Origin of the sequence: Priestia sp. TGN 0903 (assembly GCF_050846855.1) — a bacterium.
GTDB classification, from domain to species: Bacteria; Bacillota; Bacilli; order Bacillales; family Bacillaceae_H; genus Priestia; species Priestia zanthoxyli.
On the sequence record NZ_JBOZGL010000002.1, the window covers coordinates 1 to 13,198 of the forward strand.

The 13,198-nt window shown below is 39.3% G+C and carries 13 protein-coding genes and 2 pseudogenes; all 15 read left to right on the plus strand.

Annotation, left to right across the window (positions count from 1 at the left end; all coding sequences use genetic code 11):
* Positions 1-412 (plus strand): annotated as a pseudogene (gene trpD / locus ACRPLY_RS06420) (anthranilate phosphoribosyltransferase); the annotation flags it as partial.
* Positions 402-1,169 (plus strand): indole-3-glycerol phosphate synthase TrpC, encoded by a 768-nt coding sequence (gene trpC, locus ACRPLY_RS06425; RefSeq protein WP_028411501.1) that lies wholly within the window; start codon positions 402-404, stop codon positions 1,167-1,169. The pseudogene trpD and the gene trpC, both read left to right, overlap by 11 nt.
* Positions 1,159-1,752: pseudogene (locus ACRPLY_RS06430) on the plus strand (phosphoribosylanthranilate isomerase); the annotation flags it as partial. The gene trpC and the pseudogene ACRPLY_RS06430, both read left to right, overlap by 11 nt.
* 30 nt (positions 1,753-1,782) lie before the next feature.
* Positions 1,783-2,997 (plus strand): tryptophan synthase subunit beta, encoded by a 1,215-nt coding sequence (gene trpB / locus ACRPLY_RS06435; protein WP_028411500.1) that lies wholly within the window; start codon positions 1,783-1,785, stop codon positions 2,995-2,997.
* Entirely contained in the window at positions 2,984-3,799 is an 816-nt protein-coding gene (gene trpA / locus ACRPLY_RS06440; protein ID WP_033579751.1) for a tryptophan synthase subunit alpha, read from the plus strand. The genes trpB and trpA overlap by 14 nt, the downstream gene beginning before the upstream one ends.
* 4 nt (positions 3,800-3,803) lie before the next feature.
* The gene (gene hisC, locus ACRPLY_RS06445) at positions 3,804-4,907 is read left to right on the plus strand and encodes a histidinol-phosphate transaminase (RefSeq protein WP_325077401.1); all 1,104 of its coding nucleotides are present in this window, start codon (positions 3,804-3,806) and stop codon (positions 4,905-4,907) included.
* A 72-nt stretch (positions 4,908-4,979) separates the two neighbouring features.
* Positions 4,980-6,080 (plus strand): prephenate dehydrogenase, encoded by a 1,101-nt coding sequence (locus ACRPLY_RS06450; RefSeq protein WP_028411498.1) that lies wholly within the window; start codon positions 4,980-4,982, stop codon positions 6,078-6,080.
* Positions 6,081-6,101: 21 nt separating this feature from the next.
* Positions 6,102-7,391 carry a 3-phosphoshikimate 1-carboxyvinyltransferase gene (gene aroA / locus ACRPLY_RS06455; protein WP_325077403.1) on the plus strand — a complete coding sequence of 430 codons (1,290 nt, stop codon included), beginning with the start codon at positions 6,102-6,104 and terminating at the stop codon, positions 7,389-7,391.
* Between the two features lie 304 nt (positions 7,392-7,695).
* Positions 7,696-8,952 carry a tetratricopeptide repeat protein gene (locus ACRPLY_RS06460; protein WP_028411495.1) on the plus strand — a complete coding sequence of 419 codons (1,257 nt, stop codon included), beginning with the start codon at positions 7,696-7,698 and terminating at the stop codon, positions 8,950-8,952.
* A 97-nt stretch (positions 8,953-9,049) separates the two neighbouring features.
* Positions 9,050-9,595 carry a ReoY family proteolytic degradation factor gene (locus ACRPLY_RS06465; RefSeq protein ID WP_013058996.1) on the plus strand — a complete coding sequence of 182 codons (546 nt, stop codon included), beginning with the start codon at positions 9,050-9,052 and terminating at the stop codon, positions 9,593-9,595.
* Positions 9,596-9,712: 117 nt separating this feature from the next.
* Positions 9,713-10,171: a YpiF family protein gene (locus tag ACRPLY_RS06470; RefSeq protein ID WP_028411494.1), complete on the plus strand. Its 459-nt coding sequence runs from the start codon at positions 9,713-9,715 to the stop codon at positions 10,169-10,171.
* 204 nt (positions 10,172-10,375) lie between these two features.
* Positions 10,376-10,876 carry a ubiquinol-cytochrome c reductase iron-sulfur subunit gene (locus ACRPLY_RS06475; protein WP_013058993.1) on the plus strand — a complete coding sequence of 167 codons (501 nt, stop codon included), beginning with the start codon at positions 10,376-10,378 and terminating at the stop codon, positions 10,874-10,876.
* 3 nt (positions 10,877-10,879) lie between these two features.
* Positions 10,880-11,554, plus strand: coding sequence for a menaquinol-cytochrome c reductase cytochrome b subunit (qcrB, locus tag ACRPLY_RS06480; protein ID WP_013058992.1), 675 nt, complete (start codon positions 10,880-10,882; stop codon positions 11,552-11,554).
* A 110-nt stretch (positions 11,555-11,664) separates the two neighbouring features.
* A complete protein-coding gene (locus tag ACRPLY_RS06485) occupies positions 11,665-12,432 on the plus strand; it encodes a menaquinol-cytochrome c reductase cytochrome b/c subunit (protein ID WP_028411493.1) in 768 nt (255 codons plus the stop codon).
* A 134-nt stretch (positions 12,433-12,566) separates the two neighbouring features.
* Positions 12,567-13,154, plus strand: a complete 588-nt coding sequence (locus tag ACRPLY_RS06490) for a DUF1405 domain-containing protein (RefSeq protein WP_028411492.1) — start codon at positions 12,567-12,569, stop codon at positions 13,152-13,154.
* The last annotated feature ends 44 nt before the right edge of the window (positions 13,155-13,198 follow it).

The following is a 13,198-nucleotide window of genomic DNA, read 5'->3' on the forward strand; positions in this document are numbered from 1 at the left end:
AGCGCTTGTTGTACTGGGAGCTAATCACGTCCTGTTTGTTGCCGGCAGAGATGGTTTAGATGAAATTAGTGCCACGGATGTAACGGATATTGTAGAAGTGCAAGACAATGTTATTACAGAATATACGCTTGCACCAGAGGATGTACACTTACAGAGAGGTAAGCTTGAAGACTTGGTGGTAGAAGACGCGAAATCGAGTGCAGAGCTCATTGAATCGCTATTTTTAAATAAAAGTAATATAACTGCTAAAAATGCAGTCGTGTTGAACTCTGCTGCAGCTATTTACGTTAGCGGAAACGTTTCTACTTTTGAAGAAGGAGTAGCTGTAGCTTTAGAAACAATTGAATCAGGTGCTGCATACACGCAATTACAACGATTGAAATCGAAAAAGGTGGTTGAACATGCTCAATAAAATTATTGAAACAAAAAAAGAAGAAATTCAAAACCTACAGTTACCCGAACAGCAAAATGTTACAAAACGATCATTTTTAGAAGCTTTATCAAATCCAAATCGAGAGCTGGCTCTTATTGCAGAAGTAAAAAAAGCCTCTCCTTCCAAAGGATTAATAAAGGAGAATTTTCAGCCTGTGGAAATTGCTAAAGCCTACGAGGAAGGAAAAGCAGATGCTTTGTCTGTGTTAACGGATCAGCACTATTTTCAAGGACACCGAACGTTTTTAAGTGATATTAAACAGCATGTCTCTATTCCTGTGCTTCGTAAGGATTTCATCATTGATTCCATTCAAGTGGAAGAAAGTGCAAGAATCGGTGCCGATGCTATTTTACTCATCGGAGAAGCACTTGAACCATTAAAATTGCAAGAGCTTTATCTTCAAGCTGCTGAAAAAGAGTTAGATTGTTTAGTAGAAGTGCATTCTTTAGAAACGCTTGAACAGCTGTTAGCTGTATTTACACCGAAGATTATCGGGATTAATAATCGAAATCTTCATACGTTTGAAACCAGCGTGCAGCAGACAAAAGAAATCGCTAAGCACGTGCCGAAAGATCAGCTTTTAGTAAGTGAAAGCGGCATTTACTTATACGATGATGTTTCCTACGTAAAAGAAGCCGGAGCAAAAGCTATTTTAGTAGGAGAATCGCTTATGAGACAGGATAATCAAACCAAAGCGATTAAAAAGCTGTTTGGGGAAAGTGAATATGCTTATTAAGTACTGCGGTATTCGATCAAAACAAGATATAGCTTTAATCGAAAAGTCGGCTGCTACTCACATTGGCTTTATTTTCTACCCTAAAAGTAAACGATATGTAAAGCCTGAACGAGTAAATGAGTTTGTAACGGATGAAATAAAAAAACAAGTCTCGCTAGTAGGGGTATTTGTTAATACACCGGTGGATCAAATACTTGAAATTGCCTCCGTGACAAATTTAGATGTGATTCAGTGCCACGGGCAAGAAACAGCTGCTGAAGTACGTGAGTTAAAGCAGCGTGGATATGAAGTATGGAAAGCACTCCCGCACAATAAAGATACGCTGCAGCAAATGCATGTATATGAAGAAGCTGACGGTTATGTAATTGACAGCAAGGTTAAAGAACAATTCGGAGGAACGGGCGTCGCTTTTGATTGGAGCTTCGTTCCTCAGTATGAATCAGCTGCACGAAAGTTAGGTAAAAAATGCTTTATTGCTGGAGGAATCAATGCTTTTAACATTGAGAACTTGTTACCCTACAAGCCTGGGGCGATTGATATTTCTGGCGGTATTGAAACAAATGAAACGAAGGACTATACAAAAATTATAGAGATTGAAAGGAAGATCCATACTATGACATACAATCATCCTGATGAATTTGGCCGCTTTGGTGAATTTGGCGGAAAATACGTACCTGAAACATTAATGAAACCACTTGAAGAAGTAGAAGCAGCTTTGAATCAAGCAATGAAAGATCCGGCATTTAAAGATGAGTATCTATCCTTACTCGTCAATTACTCAGGGCGACCAACGGCTTTAACATATGCTGATAATATTACCGAAACACTCGGCGGGGCAAAAATTTATTTAAAACGTGAAGACTTAAATCATACGGGTGCTCACAAAATCAACAATGCCATTGGACAGATTTTACTTGCTAAACGGATGGGCAAAACAAAAATTATTGCTGAAACAGGAGCGGGTCAGCACGGGGTAGCCACAGCTACAGTAGCTGCAAAGTTCGGAATGGAATGTAAAGTATTCATGGGAGAAGAAGATATTGAACGTCAGGCGTTGAACGTCTTTCGCATGAAGCTTCTAGGAGCGGAAGTCATTCCTGCAACTTCTGGAACAAAAACGCTAAAAGATGCAACAAATGAAGCAATCCGCTACTGGGTTCAACACTGTGAAGATCATTTTTACTTAATTGGTTCGGCAATTGGACCGCATCCTTATCCTAAAATGGTTCGAGATTTCCAAAAAATTATTGGAGAAGAAGCAAAAGAACAGTTTACAGCGGTAGAAGGAAAACTTCCAAATGCTGTTGTGGCATGCGTCGGAGGCGGTAGTAATGCAATCGGTATGTTTTATGATTTTATTAAAGAAGAACATGTACGCTTGATTGGAGTAGAAGCAGGGGGGAAAGGACTAAATACAGCTCTTCATGCTGCTAAAATGGCTAAAGGCACAAAAGGTGTTATCCACGGAACGCTCACGTATTTACTTCAAGATGAAAATGGTCAAATTACAGAGCCTTATTCTATTTCAGCAGGTTTGGATTATCCGGGTATCGGTCCAGAGCATTCTCACCTTTCATCTATTGGACGAGTAGAATATGAAAGTGTAACGGATGATGAATCAATCGAAGCTCTTCAGCTGCTGGCGAAAACGGAGGGAATCATCCCGGCTATCGAATCCGCCCATGCGCTGGCAAAAGCATTTGAACTGGCTAAAAGCATGACGAAAGAAGAAACCATTTTAATTTGCTTATCAGGTCGAGGAGATAAGGACGTTCATACATTAGTAAACTTGCTAGAAGGGAAGGAAGAAGAACATGAATACGTTTGAAGCGAGACTACCTAAACATGAAACATTATTTATTCCATTTATTACAGCAGGAGATCCTCATGAAGATGCAACGGTGGAAATTGCTTTGTCTTTGCAAAAGCAAGGTGCTTCTATTTTAGAGCTGGGCGTACCGTATTCCGATCCTTTAGCAGATGGTCCGATTATTCAAGAGGCGTCCAAAAGAGCTTTATCTGGCGGTATGTCTATTTCAAAAGCTATTAAGCTTGTATCGGTGATGAGAAAAAAAGGTGTGAAAATACCGGTAATTCTCTTTACCTATTTTAATCCTGTGTTACAATTAGGTTTAGAATCCTTTTTCGCGTTAATGCGAGAAAATGAAATAGATGGAGTGCTAATTCCGGATTTACCGTACGAAGAGAGTGGCCGTATCCGGGAGCTTGCCGCTGAAAATGAAGTTGCGTACATTTCAATGGTTGCTCCTACATCTAAAGAGCGTATTCAAAAAATTGCTGCAGATGCAACGGGCTTCTTATACTGCGTGTCGTCTTTAGGCGTTACTGGGGTTCGCTCTACGTTGCCGGCTGATATTGGCACCTTTTTAGAAGATGTGAAAGCGGCAGCTTCTATACCGGTTGCCGTCGGTTTTGGGATTTCAACAAGCGAACAAGTAGAGGTATTAAAAGAACACAGTGACGGCATTGTAATTGGAAGTGCAATTGTTAATAAAATTGGCCAGCTTGAAGAAGTTCTTTTAAATAAGGATACACGCCGAGACGGATTAAATCAAATTGAGGAGTATGTTGCATCCATCGTTTCGCCTATACAAAAATGCGAGGTGTAACACGGTGAAGGTAAAAGAACAATTACTAACTTTATCTCCATATAAACCAGGTAAGCCAATTGAAGAAGTGAAGCGTGAATTTAATTTAGATCGCGTTGTAAAATTAGCATCCAATGAAAATCCTTACGGCAGCTCTGCTTTAGTAAAAGAGGCGATTGCTGCAGAAATTGAAAATATGGCGCTTTATCCAGACGGTTATGCAGCTGAACTGCGTGCAGCAGTAGCAAAACACGTAGGTGTAGAGCAAGATCAGCTGATTTTTGGAAATGGGTCTGATGAAGTCATTCAAATTATTTGCCGAGCTTTACTATCGGCTGATACAAACACTGTCATGCCAACGCCATCATTTCCTCAATATAAGCACAATGCCGTAATTGAAGGTGCAGAAATTCGTGAAGTACCGCTGCGCGGCGGAGATCATGATTTAAATGCTATGCTTCGTGCAATTGATGAAAATACGACAATTGTATGGGTATGCAGTCCTAATAACCCAACGGGAACGTATGTGAAGGGCGATGAGTTAATTTCCTTTATGAAGCAAGTTCCTAAGCATACGTTAATCGTTATGGATGAAGCGTATTTTGAGTATGCAGCAGATCAAGCCGACTATCCGAATACGGTAGAGCTTTTGAATGAATACGAAAACTTAATTGTACTTCGCACATTTTCAAAAGCATACGGCTTAGCTTCTTTGCGTATTGGTTACGGTATTGCAAACGAATCATTGCTACAAAAAATTGAGCCGGCTCGCGAACCTTTTAATACAAGCCGCATGGCTCAAAAAGCAGCAATCGTTGCTCTTGAAGACCAAGCGTTCATTGAAGAGTGCAAAAAGAAAAATGAAGCAGGTTTGCAGCAGTACTATGCTTTCTGTGATAAGAATGGCTTAAACTATTATCCTTCTTTCACTAATTTTGTTCTAATTGATTTTGGCCGTCAAGGCGATGAAGTGTTTCAATTTTTATTGCAGCGCGGATTTATCGTTCGTTCAGGGAATGCATTAGGCTTCCCAACTTCCGTTCGTATTACGGTGGGAACAAAAGAACAAAATGAACAAATCATTGAATTGCTTCAGCAGTTTGTTACCCAAGAAACGGCGAAAGTTTAATACCTAATATAGTAAAAGATGAGAGTGTGATTTCACACTCTCATCTTCATATGCACAATGAGGTGAAGGAAAGTGAAAGAAAATGTTTTTGTTATAGGCTTGGGATTAATTGGAGGATCTCTTGCACTTAATATAAAAAAGACGCATCATCATCTTGATGTAATAGGTTTTGACATTAATCAAGAGCAGCTGGAGCTCGCTAAAACTCTAGGCGTAATTGACCAAGCGGCTTCTTCTTTGCAACAAGGCGCTGAGCAAGCGGATTATATTGTTATTGCCATTCCGGTCACCCAAGCAGCGGAAGTGCTAAAACAGTTCGAACATTTTACGCTCAAACAGTCTGTCATCGTAACAGACGTAGGAAGTACAAAAGAAGAAGTAGTGAAGACAGCCGAGGCTCTTATTTCTAAAGGCATTGAGTTTATCGGGGGTCATCCAATGGCGGGGTCTCATAAAAGCGGAGTAGCTGCTTCTAAAGCTCATTTATTTGAAAATGCAATGTATGTATTAACACCTTCATCTTCTACTTCTTCGGAGGCTTTAAACAGCTTAAAGGAATTGCTAAGTGGTACAAAAGCTAAAATTATTGTAATGTCACCAAAAGAACATGATAAATTAGCAGGTGTCATTAGCCATTTTCCACATATTATTGCTGCAAGCCTTGTTCATCAAGCAGAATATTACCAACAAGACAATCAGCTAGTTTCGCAGCTTGCGGCTGGAGGGTTTCGTGATATTACACGTATTGCTTCAAGCAGTCCAGCGATGTGGAGAGATATTTTGCTTCATAACCAGGATGCGCTTCTTTCAATGTTTGACCACTGGCTTGAAGAAATGAACGACGTGCGAAATATGATCGAACGAAAAGATGCGAATGATATCTATACATATTTTTCACAAGCGAAACAATTTAGAGATCAGCTTCCTGTACGAACCAAAGGAGCGATTCCATCCTTTTATGATCTCTATGTGGATGTTCCTGACTATCCGGGTATTATCTCAGAAGTAACCGGTTATTTAGCAGAAGATGAAATCAGTATTACAAACATTCGAATTTTAGAAACACGAGAAGATATATACGGAGTATTACGTTTGAGCTTTCAAACAGAGGAAGATAGAAAGCGGGCAAGAGCGTGTCTCCATCAGCATCAATATCAGACGTTTATTTCTTAATGTACGAAAGGTGTGAATGAAATGAGTGGAAAACCATTAAAAACGAATCTTTCATCTCTTCAAGGAGAAATTTCTATTCCCGGGGATAAGTCAATTTCTCACAGAGCTGTGATGTTCGGAGCGATGGCAGAAGGGAAAACTACGATTAATCATTTTTTAGCAGGTGAAGATTGCTTAAGTACTATCTCTTGTTTTGAAAAGATGGGCGTATCGATTAAAAGAGAAGGCGAGTACGTTGAAGTGGAAGGTAAAGGTATCGAAGGATTAAGTGAACCTACTTCCATCTTAGATGTAGGAAATTCAGGAACAACTACTCGTTTAATGCTGGGGATTCTTGCCGGTGTGCCATTTCATACGTCTCTAATTGGAGATGAGTCGATTGCCAAGCGTCCAATGAGCCGTGTTACGGTGCCGCTGCGCTCTATGGGTGCAAAGATTGATGGGCGTGAGCATGGCCAATATACGCCTTTATCTACTAGAGGAGGAGCATTAAAAGCAATTCATTACCATTCTCCTGTAGCAAGTGCACAAGTAAAATCGGCGATTTTACTAGCGGGACTTCATGCCGAAGGCACAACAAAAGTAACCGAGCCTTTTACATCACGCGACCATACCGAGCGTATGCTTCGAGCATTTGGAGTAGACGTAGAGGTAGATGGAACGACTGTAAGTATTGAAGGGGGACAATCCCTGCGCGGAACGGATGTGTACGTCCCTGGAGACATTTCTTCAGCTGCATTCTTTCTTGTTGCAGGAGCCATTGTTCCAAACAGCCGAATCGTTTTGAAAAACGTCGGACTCAATCCTACAAGAACAGGTATTATTGATGTGCTTCAGCAAATGGGTGCACGCCTTACAATTTCCAATGAACGTATTCAAAATGGAGAGCCTATTGGCGATTTGACGATTGAAACGTCTCAGTTGAAAGGGGTTGAAATTGGGGGCGATTTAATTCCTCGTTTAATTGATGAAATTCCGGTAATCGCTCTTTTGGCGACTCAGGCAACTGGGAAAACGGTGATTAAAGATGCGGAAGAACTAAAAGTAAAAGAAACGAACCGCATCGATACGGTTGCAACCGAGCTAAGCAAGCTGGGTGCCTCTGTTACGCCAACACCTGATGGACTTATTATCGAAGGCAAGACGGTTTTACAAAGCGGGGAAGTAGACAGCTACGGAGATCATCGAATTGGAATGATGCTTGCGGTCGCAGCAGCCATTGCAACGGGAGAGGTAACGCTAAAGAGAAGTGATGCCATTCACGTCTCCTACCCTACTTTTTTTGAAGATCTTGATGAGCTAAGCCAATAAGGAAGAGGCTGGAACAAACGTATTTTGGTTGAAGGGAAATCCGAACGAGGAATTGATATTGTTGATGAAAAATCAAACTCGTTCGGATTTTTTATTGAGATGGTGAACGAAGGTTTCATGTCTCAATCTCGTTTTTACCTAAAAAAATGTAAGCGTATTCAAATTGATTTGTTGAACAAACGCTCAAACTATTTTATCATTGTGTATAGAAGCATGTGTTCTTGCTTTGAGTTTGGAAAAATAGAAAATTAATTCGTTTTATTTTTATATAAAAAGTGAATGTAATAATAAAGGAGAATTGTGTGTGAAAGAACTAGACCGCGCGATAGGTTACGTAGAATCCAATGAAATTGAAAAAGGTCTTGCCCTTATTCATGAATTGAAAGATAAAGCTACAGACGAAGAAAAGTTTTTAATGGCCGAACAGCTGCAGGAGTGGGGACTAGTAAATGATGCGCTGCCTTTAATAGACGAGCTCATCGCTAAATACCCAGAAGAAGGCGAGCTGTATTTATTAAAAGCTGAAATGCTTATTGATTTAGAAGAAGAAGAAGAAGCCATTCATATTTTAAATCAAATTAGCAGCGAAGACGATAATTACGTGCCAGCTCTGCTTCTTGTAGCTGACTTATATCAAATGCAAGGCCTTAGTGAAGTAAGTGAGCAAAAGTTAATGGAAGCGAAAAAAATGCTTCCAAATGAGCCGGTTATCGATTTTGGGCTCGGTGAATTTTACAGCAGTCAAGGAATTTATCAAAAGGCAATTCCTTTTTATCAAACGCTGCTAAAAACAGAAAAAGAATTTAACGGTACGGATCTTCGTCAGCGATTAGCTGAAAGTCTAGCAGGTATCGGCCAGTTCGAAGAAGCGCTTCCTTACTTTGATCAAGCGTTAAAAGATAAGCTTGAGATTAACACACTATTTGAATATGCGATTTCAGCGTATCAAGCAGGTCATTATCAGACCGCTATTGAAAAGTTTACAGAACTAAAAGAGTTAGACCGTGAGTACCATTCTCTTTATTTATATTTAGCAAAGTCATATGAACATGAAGAGATGCTAGAAGAGGCTGCGGTGGCTGTCAACGAAGGTATTGCGCAGGATGAATTTCAAAAAGAACTTTACTTTTTTAAAGGTAAAATAGCATTAAAGCGCGGTCTAGAAGAAGAGGCTGAATCGGCGTTTCAACAAGCGATTGCACTAGATCCAGGGTACATTGAAGCTATTTTAACTCTCTCTAAACTTTATATGAGTCAAGAGAGATATGAAGATGTAGTAGAGAATATCGAGCACGCCAAAGAATATAATGAGCATGACCCTCATTTTGAATGGGATTTAGCAAAAGCTTATCAGGAATTAGAAAATTATGAAGAAGCGCTAAAATACTACGAATCTGCATATACTGTTTTTAAAGAAGAGTATGCGTTTTTAGAAGAGTATGGCTATTTCTTATTAGAAGAAGGACAGCGCTCGAAAGCGAAGGGGATTTTCCAAGCTTTATTAGCCATGGATCCAACAGTAGATGAAATTCAAGACATATTATTTCAATTAGAAGAATAAATAATAGTTCAGAGGATTTTATTGCTGCCGTGTGGAATAAATAACTGTAAAAGGTGTTTTAACTGAGAGTTTAAACACAGAGGAGGGAAGTGAGAATATGACGACCCCTGTTACTGTCAACGAGAAAAAAGAATTTGTTCGCTGGTTTTTAACGAATTATCAGCTGAAGCGCAGAGAATGTGTATGGATTTTAAATTATTTGATGAGCCATGATCAATTGATGAAACGAGTTCACTTCGTTGAGCAAGCACAGTTTTGTCCTCGCGGGATGGTGATGTCTACGCACTGTGTGGAAGACCCTCCATTTCGTTTTTATAAAGAAAATATCATGACAACCGATGCAGAAAAATCATTTCATGATATTCGTTTGAATCGAGAAGAAGACATTTATATTCAATTAAACTTCCGATCGTTGTATTCATCGCCTCAATATGTGGCTGTACTGGAAGACAATCCGTATATGCCAAAAGCTAATCAAACAAATGAAAAAGACAGAGTATTAGCTGAGCAAATATTGGAAGAATCTATTCAGAAATTTCAACGATCAAAAATCATGGAACTAATTGATAAAGCATTAGATGAAAATGATAAAGAGGAATTTCAGCGCTTAAGCGAATATTTAAATAACCATTATGTACAGTAGATAAACGAGAGATTGGCTAGCTTCTTAGAAAAAGGTCAATCTCTTTTTTTATCTCCTTATTCAGTTTGAAAAATAAATAAGACAAGCCTTAGCAAGCTTGCTGAGAGGAGAAGAAAGTTGAAGCTGCAGGCGAAGGAAATGGATGTGTATTTACAATCCAAAAGTTATGTTGATACCGTATTGGTTCCACTCATTCCTATTGATTTCGGAGAAGATTTAAAGCTTACTGCATCTATGAGTGAATATACGACTGCTCTTACTGAAGAGTTAGAGAGACAATTTAAAGGAAGAGTGATTTTAACACCTAGTTTTACATACTTAAAAAAAGATGGAGTAGCTGCTGTTTATGAAACATTACTTCGTTGGAATGAGCATATAAATGACAATGAAGTCAAACATCTTTTTGTGCTTACTAGCGACCGAGATTGGCTGCAGTATGAAAAAGAAATAGGGGCTCACTGCATTTGGATACCTGCTTTACCGCTTGAGCATATAGACGACTCGCATAAGTATACGCTCATACATGAACAAGTCCAACAGCTCCTGCCGATTTTTGTAGAGAAATGGAGTGTTTAAAAAGGCTGTAGAATAAGCAATGGAAGCGCAAACAAAAAAATGACGAAAAATTTAGAAAAATAAAGATTATTTCCATGTTTTAGGTTTTTATTGTATTGACCTTCCAGAAATATTAATATATCATGATTATGTCCTAGTTTAATAGAATGGTCCATCATGTGTCCAAAATTCTCTGGACTGAACTTTTTTAAAGGGGGGAAAAGCATGGGTGATCGGGTATCAAGACGACAGTTTTTAAACTATACGCTCACTGGTGTAGGGGGATTTATGGCTGCTGGAATGTTAATGCCAATGGTGCGCTTTGCAGTAGATCCAATTTTGGAAAAAGAAGCGGGTCAGGATTTAGTAGCTGTAGCGCAGGTTAAAGACATTACAAAAGAGCCGAAACGTGTCGATTTTAAAATCAAGCAAGTGGATGCGTGGCATAAATCAGAAGAACCAAGATCGGCTTGGGTGTACAAAACTGATAAAGGTGAAATCGTCGCGCTGTCACCAATTTGTAAGCATTTAGGCTGTACGGTTAACTGGGCTGGTGACAAAAACTATCCACATCGTTTCTACTGCCCTTGTCATGGGGGAATGTATGAAAAAAGCGGTAAAAATGTACCGGGGACACCACCGATGGGACCGTTAGATGTATACGTTCAAAAGGTAAAAGGCGGTACGTTATATCTAGGAAAAGCCAAACCACAAGGAGGGGCATAGAAAATGTTGAATAAAATCTATGACTGGGTGGATGAACGGCTAGATATTACTCCTTTATGGCGAGATGTGGCCGATCATGAAGTGCCAGAACACGTAAATCCTGCACATCACTTTTCAGCATTTGTGTATTGTTTTGGTGGATTGACGTTTTTTGTTACCGTTATTCAAATTTTATCAGGCATGTTTTTGACCATGTATTATGTACCAGATATAAAAAATGCATGGGAATCCGTTTATTATCTGCAAAATGAAGTCGCTTTCGGACAAATTGTTCGAGGTATGCATCACTGGGGAGCAAGTTTGGTTATCGTCATGATGTTTTTACATACACTTCGTGTTTTCTTCCAAGGAGCATACAAAAAACCCCGCGAGTTAAACTGGATTGTGGGTGTGTTAATTTTCTTTGTTATGTTAGGTTTAGGTTTTACAGGTTATTTGTTGCCGTGGGATATGAAAGCGCTATTTGCAACGAAAGTAGGTTTGCAAATTGCTGAATCCACACCAATTATAGGCCAGCAAGTGAAGACATTACTCTCAGGACATCCAGACATCGTTGGTGCTCAAACACTAACTCGCTTTTTCGCCATTCACGTATTCTTTTTACCCGGAGCCCTGCTTGGCTTAATGGGTGCCCACTTCTTAATGATTCGTAAACAAGGAATTTCAGGACCACTATAAAAGTTTATACGCTTTATTCAATTAGTCAATCACACTAGTCATCATATGCATCAAGCACATACTCCGTTGTTAGTACTTTCACTAGAACAGTGAGAAAAAGGAGGGAGAACATGCATCGTGGTAAAGGGATGAAGTTTGTTGGAGATTCACGTGTTCCTGCAGAACGAAAACCCAATATTCCAAAAGATTACTCTGAATTTCCAGGGAAAACAGAAGCATTCTGGCCAAACTTTTTACTAAAAGAATGGATGGTAGGAGCAGTTTTTTTAATTGGTTATTTATGTTTAACCATCGCTCATCCATCTCCGCTTGAACGTATTGCCGATCCGACTGATACGGGGTACTTGCCTCTTCCCGACTGGTATTTTTTGTTCCTATATCAATTGCTTAAATATTCATTTGCTTCTGGTCCATATAATATTATAGGTGCATTTATTATTCCTGGGATTGCATTTGGCGCATTAATGCTTGCTCCTTTCATTGATCGCGGACCAGAAAGAAGACCGGCTAAGAGACCGTTTGCGACAGGATTCATGCTTCTGGCTATAGCAGCAGTCTTTTTCCTAACGTGGCAGTCAGCGACACAGGTAGATTGGAAAGCACGTGAAGAGCAAGGGAAAATTAGAGAAGAAGTAGCGATTGACAAAAATTCAGAAGGCTACAAAATTATGCAAAAGCAAACGTGCTTGACCTGTCATGGTGATAATTTACAGGGAGGCCCTGCGGCTCCGGCTTTAACAGGAATTGATTTATCTCCTGAAGAAATCGCCAATATCGCAAAAAATGGTAAAGGCAATATGCCAAAAGGTGTTTTCAAAGGTTCAGATAAAGAATTGAAAACGCTCTCGGAGTTTGTCGGAAACTTAGGAAAAGAATAATGAAAACCAGCCAAAAGGCTGGTTTTTTTTGAATTTATTTAATGTTGTGGTTTATATCAATGAGATAGGTGCTTGCTATTGTCCAAAAACTGTACATAATAAAGAAGAGATTAAATGTAAAGGAGACTTTCTGAATGGCTTGGTTATGGTATACCTTAAAAGATAAGCGTTTTTTAACGCTTTTGCTGATTGTAAATATACTAGGAACAATCTACGGATATATTTGGTATGGGAGTCAATTAGCGGAAACACCTAAGAAGTTTTTATTATTTGTACCTGATAGTCCAACGGCAAGCTTGTTTTTTGTTATCGTACTTATCGGTCTTTTACTCGGAAAACATTTTTCACTATTTGAAGCTTTAGCCATGGTCACGCTGTTTAAATACGGGATTTGGGCCGTTATAATGAATGTATTGGTCTATGTGTTAACAGGATACATTGATTGGATGATGCTTATGTTAATGGCTTCTCATGCAGCAATGGCTTTTCAAGGGCTTTTATACGTACCGTTTTACCGGATTAAGTTATGGCATGTAGCGGTTGCCGCTGTATGGGCCGTACATAATGATATCATTGATTACGTTTTTTCTATGATGCCAAGATACAGCATGCTCAATGCGTATATGTCTGAAATTGGTTATTTTACATTTTGGCTAAGCATTTTATCTATTTTCATTACATACTGGTTCACAGTTCGTGCTTCTTCAAAAAAACAGCTATAAAAAATTTTTGAAATAGGCGCACGAAACGAGCTCTCTTTTTCTAA

What these genes read in the sequence shown, in the direction of transcription:
- trpC (WP_028411501.1), top strand. Translation starts at nt 402, where the DNA reads ATGCTCAATAAAATTATTGAAACAAAAAAAGAAGAAATTCAAAACCTA.
- trpB (WP_028411500.1), top strand. Translation starts at nt 1,783, where the DNA reads ATGACATACAATCATCCTGATGAATTTGGCCGCTTTGGTGAATTTGGC.
- trpA (WP_033579751.1), top strand. Translation starts at nt 2,984, where the DNA reads ATGAATACGTTTGAAGCGAGACTACCTAAACATGAAACATTATTTATT.
- aroA (WP_325077403.1), top strand. Translation starts at nt 6,102, where the DNA reads ATGAGTGGAAAACCATTAAAAACGAATCTTTCATCTCTTCAAGGAGAA.
- ACRPLY_RS06465 (WP_013058996.1), top strand. Translation starts at nt 9,050, where the DNA reads ATGACGACCCCTGTTACTGTCAACGAGAAAAAAGAATTTGTTCGCTGG.
- ACRPLY_RS06475 (WP_013058993.1), top strand. Translation starts at nt 10,376, where the DNA reads ATGGGTGATCGGGTATCAAGACGACAGTTTTTAAACTATACGCTCACT.
- qcrB (WP_013058992.1), top strand. Translation starts at nt 10,880, where the DNA reads ATGTTGAATAAAATCTATGACTGGGTGGATGAACGGCTAGATATTACT.
- ACRPLY_RS06485 (WP_028411493.1), top strand. Translation starts at nt 11,665, where the DNA reads ATGCATCGTGGTAAAGGGATGAAGTTTGTTGGAGATTCACGTGTTCCT.
- ACRPLY_RS06490 (WP_028411492.1), top strand. Translation starts at nt 12,567, where the DNA reads ATGGCTTGGTTATGGTATACCTTAAAAGATAAGCGTTTTTTAACGCTT.